Here is a 15,275-nt window from a genome sequence, read left to right on the forward strand (position 1 = left end):
CGACTATTTCGTCATGGCGGTTTACAAATTAGTATGCCGACGCACCTCTGGGAAGAGACAAGATGTCTTCGACAGCAAGGTGTCTTCGAAACCACACACCCGCACGTCCCGCGGAGCCGCGGAAGAGGGAGAGCCCGATGTCAGCAGCCGAGGGTCCGCTCGTCGTCGGAGTGGACACGTCCACCCAGTCCACGAAGGCACTGGTCGTCGACGCGGCCACCGGTCAGGTGGTGGCGAGCGGCCAGGCACCGCACACGGTGACGTCGGGCGCCGGCCGGGAGAGCGACCCGCGCCAGTGGTGGGACGCGCTGTGCGAGGCGCTGCGCCAGTGCGGTGACGCGGCACACGAGGCGGCCGCGGTGTCGATCGGCGGCCAGCAGCACGGCCTGGTCACCCTGGACGAGCGCGGCGAGCCGGTGCGTCCCGCGCTGCTGTGGAACGACGTCCGCTCGGCGCCGCAGGCCGTGCGTCTGGTGGAGGAGCTCGGCGGGCCGAAGGCCTGGGCGGAGCGCACCGGCAGCGTGCCCGGCGCGTCCTTCACGGTCACCAAGTGGGCGTGGCTCGCCGAGCACGAGCCGGAGGCGGTCCGCGCGACCCGGGCGGTACGGCTCCCCCACGACTACCTCACCGAGCGCCTGACCGGGCAGGGCACGACCGACCGCGGCGACGCCTCCGGCACCGGCTGGTGGGCGTCCGGGACGGAGGCGTACGACGAGGAGACCCTCGCGCACGTCGGCCTGGACCCGGCGCTGCTGCCCCGGGTGGTACGCCCCGGCGAGGTGGCCGGCACCGTGCGCGACAGCCACGATCTGCCGTTCTCGAAGGGCACGCTGGTGGCCCCGGGCACCGGCGACAACGCGGCGGCGGCCCTGGGCCTCGGGCTGCGTCCCGGCACGCCCGTGCTGAGCCTCGGGACGTCCGGGACGGTGTACGCCGTCTCCCGGCGCCGTCCCACCGATCCGACCGGGACGGTGGCGGGCTTCGCCGACGCGCGCGGGGACTGGCTTCCCCTGGCCTGCACCCTGAACTGCACCCTCGCGGTGGACCGCGTCGCGGCCCTGCTGGGCCTGGACCGCGAAGCGGTGGAGTCCGGCGGCTCCGTGACCCTGCTGCCGTACCTGGACGGCGAGCGCACGCCGAACCTGCCGCACGCCTCCGGAGTGCTGCACGGTCTGCGGCACGACACCACCGCGGGACAGCTGTTGCAGGCCGCGTACGACGGCGCGGTGCACGCGCTGCTCGGGGCGCTCGACCTGGTCCTCGACGAGGACGCGGACCGCGACACCCCGCTGCTCCTGATCGGCGGCGGGGCCCGCGGGACGGCCTGGCAGCAGACCGTGCGCCGGCTCTCGGGGCGGCCGGTGCAGGTCCCGGAGGCCAGGGAACTGGTCGCCCTGGGTGCGGCGGCCCAGGCGGCCGGGCTGCTGACCGGCGAGGATCCCGCTGCGGTCGCTCGCCGCTGGAACACGGCCGCGGGCCCCGTCCTCGAGGCCGTGGAACGGGACCGGGCGACGCTGGACCGGATCACCGGGGTACTCTCCGACGCGGCCCCGCTGCTGGAGCGGGGGACGGACACCGAGTGACGATCCGCCCGCGACCAGCCGGGCGGCAGACACCGAGGATCGACGGAGGCATGACCGCACCGCTGCACGAGGCGCGCCCATCGGGCGCCGGGCGCGCCCTGCCGGACACCCAGCAGGGCATGCGCCGGCGCAACCTGGCCCGGGTACTGCACGCCGTGAGCGCCGAGGGCTCGCTGTCCCGGGCGGCGGTCGCCTCCCGGATCGGACTGACGCGGGCCGCGGTGTCGACCCTCGTGGACGAGTTGATCCGCTGGGGTCTGCTGGAGGAGCTCGGCCCCGAGCGGCCGGGGCGGGTGGGCCGCCCCGGGTCGGCGCTCGCGGTGAGCGGGCGGGGGCCCGCGGGGATAGGGGCCGAGATCGGCGTCGACCACCTCGCGGTGTGCGCGGTCGACCTGCGCGGCGAGGTCCGCGCGCGGGCGGTGCGGCGCGGTGTCAACCGGGGCCGGGCGCCGCAACCGGTGATCGAGGAGCTGACGGCACTGATCCAGCAGGTCGTCGCAGAGGCGGAACGCGCGGAACTCTGGCCCGCCGGGCTCGCGGTCGCCGTTCCCGGCCTGGTGGCGAGGGACGGGCGGACGGTCGTACGGGCCCCCAACCTCGACTGGCACGACACCGACCTCGGCCCCCTGCTGCCCGCGCACGGGCCGCTGACCGTGGACAACGAGGCGAACTTCGGCGCGCTGGCCGAGCTGTGGCTCGGTGCCGGTACGCCGGGCGACTTCCTGCACGTGTCGGCCGAGATCGGCATCGGCGCGGCGATCGTCGTGGACGGCCGGCTGCTGCGTGGCACCCGGGGCTTCGCGGGCGAGCTGGGCCACGTGCCCGTACGACCGGACGGTCCCCCCTGCCCGTGCGGCAGCCGGGGGTGCCTGGAGCAGTACGCGGGTGAGGATGCGGTCCTGCGCGCGGCCGGGCTGGAACCGCGGGACGACCGGGTGGGCCTGCTCGCGGAACGCGCCGAGGCGGGTGACGAGAGGGTGCGGTCCGCGCTGCGGGACGCCGGTACGGCTCTCGGCATCGCCCTGACCGGAGCGGTGAACCTGCTCGACCCCGAGACGGTGGTCCTGGGCGGCGCCCTGGCCGATCTGTCCCCGTGGCTGCTGCCGGCGCTGGACACGGAGCTGACGGGCCGCACGGCCGGCCCGGCCTGCCCGGTGACGGTCTCCCCACTGGGCCCGCAGGGCCCGCTGCTGGGTGCCGCGCACTCGGTCGTCCGGGCGGTACTGGACGATCCGGCGGTGGTGGCGGAACGGTCCTGACGCGGCTCCGCGCGCCGGGGAACCCGACCCGTGGAGGCCGGATGACGGACCGGGTCCCCCGCGGATCACGTCTCGGCCGCGGGGCGCCGGCCGCCCGGCCGGTGGTGCCCCGGGGCGACGCCGGACCGCGGGGAGGCTCCTCGGTCGGCTGCGGGCGGGGGGCCTCCGTGGTGCCCGGGGTGTCCGGCACATCGCAGCCGACGCCTTGCCAGACTTCACCCGATCGAGTGAGTAAGTTGTCCACAAGCCGTGACTCGCCCACGGAACCGTGGCACCCCCTTCTGCCCAACCCGCCCGAGTCGTACCGTGATTCACGCGAGGCGCAGCCGACGGATCGTCACCGGGCGGCAGGCGCAGGCGGGATCAGGAATGCGCGGGCGGCGGTGGCAGCGGACTGAGACGTATCGGGGGACACATGCACGGGGAGACGAAGGGGACGCTGCGGCACGACGCCATCGGATTGCGCGAGGTCCTGTTCCAGAGCGTCACGGCGATGGCGCCGGCCGCCGCGGTGGCGGCTTCGATTCCGTCGGGCGCCGCCTTCGCGGGCGGCAGCCTCCCGCTCTCGGTGCTCGTGGCCCTGGTGGCCTGTCTGTTCACCGCCTCCTGCGTGGCCGAGCTCGCGCGGGAGCTGCCCGCGGCCGGCTCGGTGGCGACGTACGCGGCACAGGGTCTGCACCCGGCCGTCGGCTTCCTCGTCGGGTGGGCCTACGTCTTCGTGGAGATGCTGGTGCCGCCCCTGCTTCTCCTCCAGCTGGGTTTCACGGTGGCGGACACGCTGCACGAGGAATGGCCCGCGTACCCGGCGGACCTGTGGTGGCCGTGGGCGCTGGCGGGTGCCGCAGTGATCGCCGTCTCGGGCTATCTGGGCGTCCGTGCCTCCGCCCGCTTCGGCACCGTCCTCGGCGTCTTCGAGATCCTCGTCCTCCTCGTGTTCGCCGTACTGCTCATCGGCAAGGCAGGCAGCGCCAACACCCTGTCGGTGTTCGGTACGTCCCACACCGCCGACGGGTACACGGGAGCCGCCGGGGTGTTGGCCGGGTCCGTGTACACGGTGCTGGCCTTCGCCGGGTTCGAGGCGGCCGCGCCGCTCGCCGAGGAGACCCGTGACCCGCGGCGGACCATGCACCGCGCGGTCCTCGGAGCGGCCGTGGGCATCGGCCTGTTCTACGTCCTCACGACGTACGCGATGACGGTCTACTTCGGCCCCGACCGCTTCGCGGAGTTCGGTGCCTCGGGCGAGGCGTCCTGGGAGGGCGTCGCCCGCGCCTCGTTCGGTCTCTTCTGGGTGCTGGTGTTCCTCGCGGTGGTCAACTCGGCCATCGCGAACGCCAACGCGAGCGCGAACGTCTCGACCCGCACGGCCTTCGCCCTCGCGCGCGTCCGCGTCCTGCCCGGCCTGCTCGCCACGCTCCATCCCCGGCACCGCTCCCCCGTGGTCGGCATCGCCCTGCAGACCGTGGTCGCGGTCGCAGCGGTGCTGGGGCTCGGCTTCGCCTACGACCCGGTGACCGCGTTCCTGTTGCTCGCCACGGTGATCGTCACGGTCGTCGTCGGCGTCTACATCGTCGTGAACCTCTCCTGCGCCGGCCATTTCCTGCGCTCCGGCCGGGCTGCCTTCGCACCGGTACGGCACCTGGTGTTCCCGCTGCTGGGCATCGCCGCGTTCGTGCCCGCCCTGCTGACGGCGGCCGGGCTCCCGGTGTTCGACTTCGTGACGGAACTGACGGCACCGGTGTCCTACGCCGGTCCGGTCGTCGGCGCGTGGATGGCCGTGGGTGCGGTCGTGCTGGTCGTGCTCATACGGCGGCACCCCGAGCGGATAGCGCAGACCGCGCGGGTGCACCTCGACGCGTACGACCCCGGCGCCGGCCGCATGGACGGATCCCTGCCGGGCTGACCGCCCCTCACGTGGGGCACCGCCCACGCCCCTCCGCATCCCCGCCCCGGGGATTGCCCACAGAAGGGAGTCACCCCACGATGACCGACCCCCGGATCCTCACCGTGCGCCCCGAACCGGACCAGTACGCGTGGACGTTCGGCGGAGCGGCGCCCTTGGCGCGGATCGCGCCCGGTACGGTCCTCGACCTGTACACGGAGGACTGCTTCGCGGGCCGGGTCCGCTCCGAGAAGGACCTCGTGTCCGAGGTGTGCGAGTTCCCCTTCCTCAATCCGCAGACCGGGCCCTTCCACATCGAGGGCGCCGAGCCCGGTGACACCGTGGCCGTGCACTTCGTGTCGATCGAACCGGCCCGCGACTGGGCGGCGTCCACGACGGTCCCCCTCTTCGGCGCGCTGACCTCCACGCACACGACGGCCACTCTTCAGCCACCGCTGCCGGAGCGGGTGTGGATCTGGCAGCTGGACCGGGCCCGCGGAACGGCGCTGTTCCAGGCACGGGACAACGACTTCCAGGTGGAGCTGCCCCTGGACCCGATGCACGGCACGGTGGGTGTGGCACCCGCCAGCCTGGAGGTGCGCTCGGCCCTCGTGCCCGACGCCCACGGCGGCAACATGGACACGCCGGAGATGCGGGCGGGCGTCACCTGCTACCTGGGTGTCAACGTCGAGGGTGCCCTGCTCAGCCTCGGCGACGGGCACGCCCGGCAGGGCGAGGGCGAGACCTGTGGCGTGGCCGTGGAGTGCGCGATGAACACGGTGGTGGTCGTCGATCTCCTCAAGGACGTCGCCACACCGTGGCCCCGGCTGGAGTCGGACACGCACATCATCTCGACCGGTTCGGCCCGGCCGCTGGAGGACGCCTTCCAGATATCCCAGCTCAACCTGGTGCAGTGGCTGGTGCGCGACTACGGGTTCAGTGAGCTGGACGCGTACCAGTTCGCAACCCAGACCGTCGAATCACCGTTGGCCAACGTGTGCGACACGAACTACACGTGCGTGGCCAAACTCCGCAAACAGTGGCTGCCCGCACGGGAGACGTACCGCGGCGTGCACGCCCGGCTGCGGGAGACCGCGCGGGCCCTGAGCCGCTGACGTCCCCTCGTGCCCCCGACGGCCAAAAGCCCACCGAACGGCATTCCCCGAGGCATCCCGGAAGGCATCCCGCCATGGACATGGACCGAGCCAGACCCCGGCTCAGCCGGCGCCGGCTGCTCAAGGGCGCGGCACTCGCCGCCGTCCCCTACGCACTGCTTCCCGACCCACGGGCCGGCGCCCAGGGCGCGGCTGTCGACTACCCGCCCGCCGAGTGGCAGGCGGCCAGCGGCTCCAACTACACGGTGTCCGTCCGCCCCGGCGACTACACCATCGACCGAGTGATCATCCACGTCACGCAGGAGACCTACACCGACACGTTGGCGATCTTCGGCAACCCGCAGAAGAAGGTCTCCGCGCACTACCTGGTCCGCTCGGCGGACGGGCACGTCGCCCAGTGCGTCCACGAGACCGACATCGCCTGGCACGCGGGCAACTGGAGCTACAACACGCGCAGCATCGGCATCGAGCACGAGGGCTGGATCGACCGGCCCGCCTACTTCACCGACGCCCTCTACGAGGAGTCGGCGAAGCTCACGGCGGCGATCTGCGCCAAGTACCGCATCCCCCGGGACAGGGAGCACATCATCGGCCACTCCCAGGTGCCCGGAACGGACCACACCGACCCGGGGCCGAACTGGGACTGGGCGCGGTACATCAGAATGGTCAACTTCGCCTAGCCGGGGGCGGAGCCGCCGTCGCACCGGTTGTCCGCGCGAACGCCCGGAGCGACGATGGTCCCAGCCGCCGTGGCCGCCGTTGTGCCACCGCTGAGCCCGCCGCATCACCGCCCGGAGCCGCCGTAGGCCGTATCACCGTCCCTTACCGCACCGCACCACCACCGTTCCACTGTCCGGGGAGGCCGAGTTGAGCGATCCGTGGGTTGCCCTGGAACCCGGGGCCGACCCCGCCGAGCGGGTCCGGTTGCTGCGCCGGGCGCACGAGACGTTCACCACGGCGGGCACGGTGCCGCGGCCGGTGCGCTCGGTGGTGGCGGAGTCATGGCGGCGCAGCGCGCGGGCCGGGGTCGGGCCGGACGGCGCCGCCAGCGTGGAGCTGACCGACGGCGATCTCGGCGCCTACCGCGCGGAGCATCCGCTGTCCCGGGTGATGCCCCTGTTCCGGGAGTTGATGGGCACCTTCGCGGCCGATGGCGAGCATCTGCTGGCGGTGTGCGACGCGCACGGCAGGCTGCTGTGGGTGGAGGGACATGCGGCGACCCGGCGGCGCGCTGACCGGATGAACTTCGTGCCCGGTGCCCGGTGGTCGGAGAGCGCGGTCGGCACCAACGCGCCGGGCACCGCGGTCGCCGTGGACCGGCCCGTGCAGGTGTTCGCCGCGGAGCACTTCATACGGCAGGTGCAGCCGTGGACCTGCGCCGCCGCTCCGGTGCACGATCCACGCACCGGTCGGGTCCTGGGGGCCGTGGACATCACCGGCGGAGACGGGCTCGCCCATCCGCACAGCCTCGGCTTCGTGCGGGCGGTGGCGCGGGCCGCGGAGGCGCAGCTCGCCCTGCTCGCCCCGCCGCGCGCCGCCGGGGAGGGGCCGCTGCTGAGCGCGCTCGGCCGGGACGAGGCCGAACTCGCGGTGGGCGAACGGCGGATCAGGCTCAGCCGTCGGCACAGCGAGATCCTGGTGCTGCTGTCACGGCATCCCGAGGGCCTGAGCGGCGACGAGCTGCTGTGCGCGCTGTACGCGGACGAGTCGGTGACCCCGGTGACGCTGCGGGCCGAGCTGGCGCGGCTGCGCAGACTCCTCGGTCCGGGGCTGCTCGCCTCGCGGCCGTACCGGCTGACGGCGGCGGTGGAGGCGGACGCCACCGTGGTCGAGCGGCGGCTGGAGACGGGGGCGCTGACCGCGGCGGCGGAGGCGTACACCGGCCCGCTGCTGCCCGGTTCCCAGGCCCCGGCGATCGTCCGGCTGCGGGAGCGGCTCGCCCGCGGGCTGCGCTCCGCGCTGATCGCGCACGGCGACCCCGATCTGCTGGCGGACTGGGCGCACGCGCCGTGGGGTGAGGACGACCCGGAGGTGTGGCGGGCGCTCGCCGCCGTACGCCCGACGGCACCGGTCCGGGCCCGGCTCGCCGCGCTGGAGGCCGAACTGGCGGCGCCGGCCGGCCGGGCACGGGCACGCAGCCGCGACGCAACGTACTTGCAACGTCCGCGTCCCTAACCTCGCGCCGAGAGCTGTCCAACGGCGGGCAGCGCAGCACCGGGAGGCAACCAGGATGACTCGTTACGCGGCGCCGGGCACCGAAGGCGCGATCGTCTCCTACCAGTCGCGCTACGACCACTACATCGGTGGCGACTATGTGCCGCCGGCGCGCGGGCAGTACTTCGAGAACCCGTCACCGGTCAACGGTCAGCCGTTCACGGAGATCGCGCGCGGTACCGCGGAGGACGTCGAGCGGGCGCTGGACGCGGCCCACGAGGCCGCGCCCGGGTGGGGTCGTACCCCGGTCGCGGAGCGCTCCGACATCCTGCTGAGGATCGCCGACCGGATGGAGGCCCACCTGGAGCCGCTGGCGGTGGCCGAGAGCTGGGAGAACGGCAAGCCGGTCCGGGAGACGCTGGCCGCCGACATCCCCCTCGCGATCGACCACTTCCGCTACTTCGCCGGGGCGATCCGGGCGCAGGAGGGTTCGCTGGGCGAGCTGGACGACGACACGGTGGCGTACCACTTCCACGAGCCGCTCGGAGTCGTCGCGCAGATCATCCCGTGGAACTTCCCGATCCTGATGGCGGCCTGGAAGCTGGCGCCGGCGCTCGCCGCGGGCAACGCGGTCGTGCTCAAGCCGGCCGAGCAGACCCCGGCCTCCATCCACTACTGGCTGAGCCTGGTCGCGGACCTGCTGCCGCCGGGTGTGCTCAACATCGTCAACGGGTTCGGTGCGGAGGCGGGCAAGCCGCTGGCGTCGAGCCCGCGGGTGGCGAAGGTCGCGTTCACCGGGGAGACCACCACGGGGCGGCTGATCATGCAGTACGCCTCGGAGAACATCAAGCCGGTCACCCTGGAACTCGGCGGGAAGTCGCCGAACATCTTCTTCGACGACGTGTGGGCGCACGACGACGACTTCCGGGACAAGGCGCTCGAGGGCTTCACGATGTTCGCGCTCAACCAGGGCGAGGTCTGCACGTGCCCGTCCCGGGCGCTGGTCCAGCGCGGTCACTACGCGGAGTTCCTGGAGGCGGCCGTCGAACGCACCCGGCGCATCAAGCCGGGTCACCCGCTGGACACCGAGACCATGATCGGCGCGCAGGCCTCCAACGACCAGCTGGAGAAGATCCTCTCCTACCTGGACATCGGCCGCCAGGAGGGCGCGAAGATCCTCACCGGTGGTGAACGTGTCGATGCCGAGGGCGAGTTGAAGGGCGGGTACTACGTCCAGCCAACCATCTTCGAGGGCGACAACCGCATGCGGATCTTCCAGGAGGAGATCTTCGGCCCCGTCGTCTCGGTGGCTTCCTTCGACGACTTCGACGACGCGGTCAAAATCGCCAACGACACGCTGTACGGCCTGGGCGCGGGTGTGTGGACCCGCGACATCAACACCGCCTACCGCGCGGGGCGCGCGATCCAGGCCGGCCGTGTGTGGACCAACTGCTACCACGCCTATCCCGCGCACGCGGCGTTCGGCGGCTACAAGCAGTCGGGGATCGGCCGTGAGACGCACAAGATGATGCTGGAGCACTACCAGCAGACGAAGAACCTCCTGGTGTCGTACTCACCGAAGAAGCTGGGCTTCTTCTAGGCCCGGGGAGCGGGCGCCTGACCGGGGCAGACGCCCGTCAGGCGCCCTTTTCCAGGAGTCCGGACCGGACGCCGACCGCCTCAGCCCGCGACCTTCTCCCACACGGACACGTGCTGCCGGCTCTCGCTGGTGAACGGCTCGCGCGTCCACCCGTCCCACCGCTCCCGCAGCCGCATTCCGGCCAGCCGGGCCATGAGGTCCAGCTCGGCGGGCCAGACGTAGCGGAACGGAACGGCCAGGTGGCTGCCGCGGCCGTCCTGGACGGAGACGTGGTGCGAGGTGACGGACTGGGTGGCCACCTCGTACAGGTCGAACCCGAGCCGCCCCTCATCCACCCGGAACGGCACGGCGTTCTGCCCGGGAGGCAGGCGCCGCAGATCGGGCACGCCGACCTCGATGACGAAACAACCGCCGGGCTCGAGATGAGCGGCGGCGTTGCGGAAGCAGTCCACCTGGGCGTCCTGCGAGGTCAGGTTCATGATCGTGTTGTAGACGAGGTAGGCGACCGAGAAGGTCCCCTCGACCTCGGTGGTCGCGAAGTCCCCGATCGTGACACCGATCCCGTCGCCGCCGGGCTTGGCCCGCAGCCGCCCGACCATCGCCCGGGACACGTCGATGCCGTGCACCTGGACACCACGCGCCGCGAGCGGCAGTGCGACCCGCCCGGTCCCGATCCCGAACTCCAGCGCCCGCCCTCCGTCCCCGGCCAGCTCCGCCAGCAGATCCACGGCAGGCTCCACGACCCGCCGGTCGAACATCTCCGCCGACGACTCGTCGTACGACGCGGCGACGGACTCCCCGAAATAACCGTCCTCATCGAGCATGCCGCTACGGTACGGCGGTCGTCCGAGCGAAGCCCGGTATTTTCCGGCGCGGCCGGCACCGGGCACCGAGCGAACCGCCGGCCGGTCAGGCGGGTTCGGGACGGACCCGTGACAGCCCGGTCCGCTGGGCACACCCGGCTTCCAGCCTCCACGGGCCCGCGTCCCCCGGCGGCTCACCCGCGCCCTCGCATCCGGACGGCGAGGCATGCGAAGGGGTCCGCGGCGGACTCCGTCCGGGCCTCGCGGTGACCGGTTCCGGCCCACAGACGGATCGGTCGGGTGTCGCCGGCCGCGGTCGCGGCCTTGCGGAGGGGCGCTGAGGTGGTGCGGGGCCGGGTAGCCGGCCGGGGCGAGGCGTCGAAGCGGTCGGTGAAGTGGTCGCCGAGGGCGCGGGCGGGCCGTCCCGTGAAGGCGCGGGTGACGGTCGTGGTGGTGAAGGCGCGGGTGACGGTCGTGGCGGTGAAGGCCGAATCGGCCAGGGCCGCCTTGTGCGCGCGGACGCCCCGCTCTCGTGCGTGCGCAGCGCAGCAGCACGGTGCCCACCTTGGCGGCCCTGGCGCCCGCGCGCGTGACCTCCCTCACGCCGGCGGCGGCCGCTGCCGGTGCCGCCCGTGGCGATGACGGGCAGGGTGACCGCTCCGGCGCCCTCCGCCCGGCCCGGACCCTCACGCCAGTCCGGCCGCCCGACCTGATCGCCCCCGTGCACGGGGTGCCGACCGCTCCGTACGCCGGGTGAAGGACACCCACGGGACGGGGGCCGAGACCAACAGGTCGATGTCGTCCCTCCAGTGGTCGTCGTCCTCGGTCGGTTCCCGGGACAGGGCCGGGCCGTAGCGGTCGGCCTCCGCCCGTACGGCGCGGGCGCGGTGCCGGCGCGCCCGGCCGGAGACCGGCGCCGGGCCGGGCGTAGACAGAGCGCGCTCCGCCTGTCAGACGCCCATTACGCTGGCGCTATGCACGGCAGGCATGGGTGCCGGAAAGGGGCGCGATGAGCATGGACGTCGAGTTGCGTCACCTGCGGGCCTTCGCGTCGGTGGCCCGCCACCGCTCCTTCTCCCGGGCCGCCGAGGAACTGCTGATCACCCAGCCGGCGCTCAGCCGTACGATCGCGCAGCTGGAGGGCATCCTGAGCGTCCGCCTGCTCGACCGTTCCTCCCGGCACGTCGAACCGACGGAGACCGGCGCGGAGTTCCTCGTCCACGTCGAGCGGGTCCTCGCCACGCTGGACCAGGCCCTCGCCGTCGCCCGGCACCGCGTCACCCTGCGGCTCGGCTTCAGCTGGCTGCTGCCCGATCCGTGGGCGCAGCGGACCGTGAGCCGGTTCGAGGAGGACACCGGAGCGACGGTCGCCCTGGTCCGGACCGACGATCCCCTCCAGGCGTTGCGCCGGCGCACCGTCGACATCGCGGTGGTCCGCGGCGAGCGGGAGGCGCCGAAGGGGGCGCACACCGTGCACCTGTTCGACGAGCCGCGCGTCGCCGTGTGCTCCGGGCACCACGAGCTGACCCGCCTCGGTCATCTGGACTGGGCGGACGTCCGGTTCTGGCCGCTGGTGGTCAACACGGTCAGCGGTACGACCGGTCCCTGGTCGTGGCCCGCGGACCAGCGCCCGGCCCGGATCATCGAAACGGCGAACTACGACGAGTGGCTGGAGTCGGTGGCGGCCGACCGGGGCATCGGCATCGTCCCGGAGGTCGCGCGGCGCCGTACCCAGCACCCCGCGGTCAGTTTCGTCCCCCTCACGGGGGCACCGCCGAGCCCGGTGCGCCTCGTCTACTTCCCCGACTCGCAGCGGACACTGGTCCGCCGGTTCCTGGACGCCTCCCTCCGGACGGCGGCCGGGTGACGCCAGCCGCGCCCAGGAGACGCGGCGTCCATGCCGGCGACGCATGGACGCGTCTGCCCGGGCATTTCACGGGCCGCCGGGGCGTCGTTAGCGTGGACGCCGTGAAGCGAACCATCCCGAGCACGCTGCGAGGACCACGATGAGCACAGGGCTGCCCCGGCAGGAATGCGCGGTCACCGTGCTGGGCGGCCCGACGGCCGTCATCGACATCGGCGGCCTGCGGATCGTCAGCGATCCGACCTTCGACGACGCGGGCCCCCAGGGGTACCTCACCAAGACCGCCGGGCCCGCCGCCGGCGAGGACGCGGTGGGACCGGCCGACCTCGTCCTGGTCAGCCACGAAGCCCACCCGGACAACCTCGACGGGCGGGGCCGCGCGTTCGCGAAGACCGCCCCGCTGGTGCTCACCGGGCCGCTCGCGGCGCAGCGGCTCGGCTCGCCCGCCGTCGGCCTCTCCCCGTGGACCGGCCACCGACTGCCCCGGCCGGACGGCGGCGGAGATCTGACGGTACTGGCCGTCCCCGCCGTCCACGGTCCCGAGGACGGCGAACGCGACGCGGACGGCAACGTCAACTGCGAGGTCATCGGGTTCGTGCTGTCCGGGCAGGGCCTGCCGACCGTGTACGTCAGCGGCGACAACGCCTCGATCCGCACGGTCGCGGAGATCTCCCGCCGGGTGCCCGGGATCGACGCGGCCGTCCTGCACGCGGGAGCGGCACGCGTGCCGGCGAAGTTCGACGGACGGCCCCTGTCCCTGGACAGCCGCCGGGCCGCCGCCGCTGCCGCCGTCCTGGGCGTGCGGACCGTCGTACCGGCCCACTACGACGGCTGGGCCCACTTCTCCGAAGGGCTTCCCGAGATCGAACTGGCCTTCCACGAGGCCGGCCTCTCCTCCCTGCTGCGGGTCGCACCCCACGGCACGTGGGTGCCGCTGGCCCGCTGAGCCCCTCACTCGATGGCACGGCAGCACCACCGCGGGTCGCGGGCCCGGTACGTCGAGGGCGACCGGCCGTGCCCGGGCGATGGGCCGGACCGTCCCCTGCCTTCAGGTGCCCAGGTGCCTTCAGGTGCCTTCAGGGCCGGTGCGCGGGGCTGCCGCGGGTAGTTCCACGGTGACGCGGAGACCGCCGGCGGCGCGCGGGGTGAGGGTGAGCGTCCCGTCGTGTGCGTGCGTGATGGTCCGGGCGATCGCCAGGCCGAGGCCGACGCCCGCGTGGTCGGTGCGGACGCGTTCGGTGCCCCGCTGGAACGGTTCGGTGAGCGTCGGGACCAGCCGCGGGGCGAGCTTCTCGCCCGTGTTCTCCACGGTGAGCACGACGGTACGGGGGCGGACGCCGGTACTGACCCGGACGGCTCCCCGGTCCGGCAGGTTGTGGACGATCGCGTTGTGGACCAGGTTCACGGTCAGCTGGAGCAGCAGCGCCTGCGACCCGCTCGTGGGGGCGATGTCGCCGCCGGTCTCGATGGTGACGTCGTGCTTCTCGGCGAGGGGGAGCAGTGTCTCGGTCGCTTCTTCCGCCACCAGGGACAGGTCGACGGGTTCCCGGGTGAAGGACCGCTGTTCGGCGCGGCTGAGCAGGAGCAGTGCCTCGGTGAGGTCGATCGCCCGGGTGTTGACGGCGTGGAGGCGGTCGAGGAGTTCGCCGGTGTCGCGGCCCGGATCGGTGCGGGCCACGTCGAGGAGTGCCTTGGAGATGGCCAGCGGGGTGCGCAACTCGTGGGAGGCGTTGGCCACGAACCTCCGCTGTTCGGCGACGTGCGTCTCGATCCGGGCGAGCATCGTGTCGAAGGCGTCGGCGAGTTCGCGGAACTCGTCCTCGCGGCCCGGCAGCCGGATGCGGTGCGAGAGTGAACCGTCCGTGGCCCTGCGTGTCGCGTCGGTGATCCGGCTCAGGGGGGCGAGCATGCGGCCGGCGAGGACCCAGCCTCCCAGCAGACCGAAGACCAGCAGGAAGACCAGTACCGCGGCAGCCGACGGCGCGAAGGCGCGCAGGAGGCCGGACCGGACGGGGAAGACACCGTGGGTGAGGGTGTCGCTGCTGACGAGGAGCGCGCGCTCGGGGACGTAGCGCAACAGGAACAGCCACACGGCGGCGAGCAGCAAGGCGCCCGCGACCATGAGGAATCCGGCGTAGCTGAGGGCGAGTCTGAGGCGGACGCTCATCCCGGGCGCTCTATTCACGGTCCGGCCCTTCGGGTACGGCCTCCGGTGGCGTGTCGATGCGGTAGCCGGCGCCCGGCACGGTGGCGATGACCCATGGTTCGCCGAGACGCTTGCGCAGGGCCGAGACGGTGATGCGCACGGCGTTGGTGAAGGGGTCGGCGTTCTCGTCCCACGCGCGTTCCAGGAGTTCCTCGGCGCTGACGACACCGCCCTCGGCCGCGACGAGGACCTCGAGCACCGCGAACTGCTTCCGGGTCAGCGCGACGTAGCGGCCGTCCCGGTGGACCTCGCGGCGGAACGGGTCCAGCCGCAGCCCCGCGATCTCCCGCACGGGCGGCCTGTTGTGGGCACGTCTGCGGTCGAGGGCCCTGAGCCTCAGCACGAGTTCGCGCAGGTCGAAGGGTTTGGTGAGGTAGTCGTCGGCGCCGAGTCCGAACCCAGAGGCCTTGTCGTCGAGACGGTCGGCGGCGGTGAGCATGAGGATCGGCATGCCGCTGCCGGAGGCGACGATACGTCGGGCGATCTCGTCACCGGAAGGCCCGGGGATGTCGCGGTCGAGTACGGCGATGTCGTAGGTGTGGGTGCCCAGCATGTCCAGCGCGGTGTCGCCGTCACCCGCGAGGTCGGCCGCGATCGCCTCCAGGCGCAGGCCGTCGCGGATGGCCTCCGCCATGTACGGTTCGTCCTCGACGATCAGCACGCGCATGCACGTGATGCTACGAGCCGGTCCCTATCGTCGGCGTATGGAAAAACGCATACGTGCGGGCAACACCGCCTCGCCTTGACTGGTGGCATGCGCCGAACCCCACCCTCAGCAGGAACGACGGAAAACCCGATGTCCTTCGCCGCGC

13 protein-coding genes are annotated in these 15,275 nt (G+C 73.0%); 9 read left to right on the forward strand and 4 right to left on the reverse strand.

Annotation, left to right across the window (positions count from 1 at the left end):
* Positions 1 to 137: 137 nt before the first annotated feature.
* From xylB to exaC, 7 genes are all read left to right on the forward strand, one after another.
* The gene (gene xylB / locus LG395_RS21605; protein ID WP_225810899.1) at positions 138 to 1,583 is read left to right on the forward strand and encodes a xylulokinase; all 1,446 of its coding nucleotides are present in this window, start codon (positions 138 to 140) and stop codon (positions 1,581 to 1,583) included.
* Between the two features lie 50 nt (positions 1,584 to 1,633).
* Positions 1,634 to 2,842, forward strand: coding sequence for an ROK family transcriptional regulator (locus LG395_RS21610; RefSeq protein WP_225810900.1), 1,209 nt, complete (start codon positions 1,634 to 1,636; stop codon positions 2,840 to 2,842).
* Between the two features lie 415 nt (positions 2,843 to 3,257).
* Positions 3,258 to 4,742 (forward strand): APC family permease, encoded by a 1,485-nt coding sequence (locus LG395_RS21615; protein WP_225810901.1) that lies wholly within the window; start codon positions 3,258 to 3,260, stop codon positions 4,740 to 4,742.
* An 80-nt stretch (positions 4,743 to 4,822) separates the two neighbouring features.
* A complete protein-coding gene (locus tag LG395_RS21620; RefSeq protein WP_225810902.1) occupies positions 4,823 to 5,836 on the forward strand; it encodes an acetamidase/formamidase family protein in 1,014 nt (337 codons plus the stop codon).
* 80 nt (positions 5,837 to 5,916) lie between these two features.
* The gene (locus LG395_RS21625; RefSeq protein ID WP_225811009.1) at positions 5,917 to 6,516 is read left to right on the forward strand and encodes an N-acetylmuramoyl-L-alanine amidase; all 600 of its coding nucleotides are present in this window, start codon (positions 5,917 to 5,919) and stop codon (positions 6,514 to 6,516) included.
* A 187-nt stretch (positions 6,517 to 6,703) separates the two neighbouring features.
* The gene (locus tag LG395_RS21630) at positions 6,704 to 8,011 is read left to right on the forward strand and encodes a GAF domain-containing protein (RefSeq protein ID WP_225810903.1); all 1,308 of its coding nucleotides are present in this window, start codon (positions 6,704 to 6,706) and stop codon (positions 8,009 to 8,011) included.
* Positions 8,012 to 8,066: 55 nt separating this feature from the next.
* Positions 8,067 to 9,590 (forward strand): acetaldehyde dehydrogenase ExaC, encoded by a 1,524-nt coding sequence (gene exaC / locus LG395_RS21635; protein ID WP_225810904.1) that lies wholly within the window; start codon positions 8,067 to 8,069, stop codon positions 9,588 to 9,590.
* Between the two features lie 80 nt (positions 9,591 to 9,670).
* On the opposite strand, the gene LG395_RS21640 is transcribed toward exaC, so the two are convergent.
* Both LG395_RS21640 and LG395_RS41690 read right to left on the reverse strand, forming a co-directional pair.
* Positions 9,671 to 10,414 carry a class I SAM-dependent methyltransferase gene (locus LG395_RS21640; RefSeq protein WP_171158681.1) on the reverse strand — a complete coding sequence of 248 codons (744 nt, stop codon included), beginning with the start codon at positions 10,412 to 10,414 and terminating at the stop codon, positions 9,671 to 9,673.
* Positions 10,415 to 10,587: 173 nt separating this feature from the next.
* Entirely contained in the window at positions 10,588 to 10,893 is a 306-nt protein-coding gene (locus LG395_RS41690) for a nitronate monooxygenase (RefSeq protein WP_225811010.1), read from the reverse strand.
* A gap of 509 nt (positions 10,894 to 11,402) precedes the next feature.
* On the opposite strand from LG395_RS41690, the gene LG395_RS21650 reads away from it, so the two are divergent.
* Together LG395_RS21650 and LG395_RS21655 are read left to right on the forward strand one after the other, a co-directional pair.
* The gene (locus LG395_RS21650) at positions 11,403 to 12,260 is read left to right on the forward strand and encodes a LysR family transcriptional regulator (protein ID WP_225810905.1); all 858 of its coding nucleotides are present in this window, start codon (positions 11,403 to 11,405) and stop codon (positions 12,258 to 12,260) included.
* A gap of 139 nt (positions 12,261 to 12,399) precedes the next feature.
* Positions 12,400 to 13,203 (forward strand): MBL fold metallo-hydrolase, encoded by an 804-nt coding sequence (locus LG395_RS21655; protein WP_225810906.1) that lies wholly within the window; start codon positions 12,400 to 12,402, stop codon positions 13,201 to 13,203.
* A gap of 120 nt (positions 13,204 to 13,323) precedes the next feature.
* Here the strand turns inward: LG395_RS21655 and LG395_RS21660 are convergent, their stop codons facing one another.
* Together LG395_RS21660 and LG395_RS21665 are read right to left on the reverse strand one after the other, a co-directional pair.
* Positions 13,324 to 14,424 (reverse strand): sensor histidine kinase, encoded by a 1,101-nt coding sequence (locus LG395_RS21660; RefSeq protein ID WP_263982841.1) that lies wholly within the window; start codon positions 14,422 to 14,424, stop codon positions 13,324 to 13,326.
* Between the two features lie 10 nt (positions 14,425 to 14,434).
* Positions 14,435 to 15,130 (reverse strand): response regulator transcription factor, encoded by a 696-nt coding sequence (locus tag LG395_RS21665; protein ID WP_225810908.1) that lies wholly within the window; start codon positions 15,128 to 15,130, stop codon positions 14,435 to 14,437.
* Between the last annotated feature and the right edge of the window lie 145 nt (positions 15,131 to 15,275).

Source organism: Streptomyces spinosus, from assembly GCF_020400655.1.
In the GTDB taxonomy this organism is placed as follows: Bacteria; Actinomycetota; Actinomycetes; order Streptomycetales; family Streptomycetaceae; genus Streptomyces; species Streptomyces argyrophylli.

What these genes read in the sequence shown, in the direction of transcription:
- exaC (WP_225810904.1), top strand. Translation starts at nt 8,067, where the DNA reads ATGACTCGTTACGCGGCGCCGGGCACCGAAGGCGCGATCGTCTCCTAC.
- LG395_RS21640 (WP_171158681.1), bottom strand. Translation starts at nt 10,414, where the DNA reads ATGCTCGATGAGGACGGTTATTTCGGGGAGTCCGTCGCCGCGTCGTAC.
- LG395_RS21610 (WP_225810900.1), top strand. Translation starts at nt 1,634, where the DNA reads ATGACCGCACCGCTGCACGAGGCGCGCCCATCGGGCGCCGGGCGCGCC.
- LG395_RS21625 (WP_225811009.1), top strand. Translation starts at nt 5,917, where the DNA reads ATGGACCGAGCCAGACCCCGGCTCAGCCGGCGCCGGCTGCTCAAGGGC.
- LG395_RS21660 (WP_263982841.1), bottom strand. Translation starts at nt 14,424, where the DNA reads ATGAGCGTCCGCCTCAGACTCGCCCTCAGCTACGCCGGATTCCTCATG.
- LG395_RS21615 (WP_225810901.1), top strand. Translation starts at nt 3,258, where the DNA reads ATGCACGGGGAGACGAAGGGGACGCTGCGGCACGACGCCATCGGATTG.
- xylB (WP_225810899.1), top strand. Translation starts at nt 138, where the DNA reads ATGTCAGCAGCCGAGGGTCCGCTCGTCGTCGGAGTGGACACGTCCACC.
- LG395_RS21665 (WP_225810908.1), bottom strand. Translation starts at nt 15,130, where the DNA reads ATGCGCGTGCTGATCGTCGAGGACGAACCGTACATGGCGGAGGCCATC.
- LG395_RS21650 (WP_225810905.1), top strand. Translation starts at nt 11,403, where the DNA reads ATGAGCATGGACGTCGAGTTGCGTCACCTGCGGGCCTTCGCGTCGGTG.
- LG395_RS21620 (WP_225810902.1), top strand. Translation starts at nt 4,823, where the DNA reads ATGACCGACCCCCGGATCCTCACCGTGCGCCCCGAACCGGACCAGTAC.
- LG395_RS21655 (WP_225810906.1), top strand. Translation starts at nt 12,400, where the DNA reads ATGAGCACAGGGCTGCCCCGGCAGGAATGCGCGGTCACCGTGCTGGGC.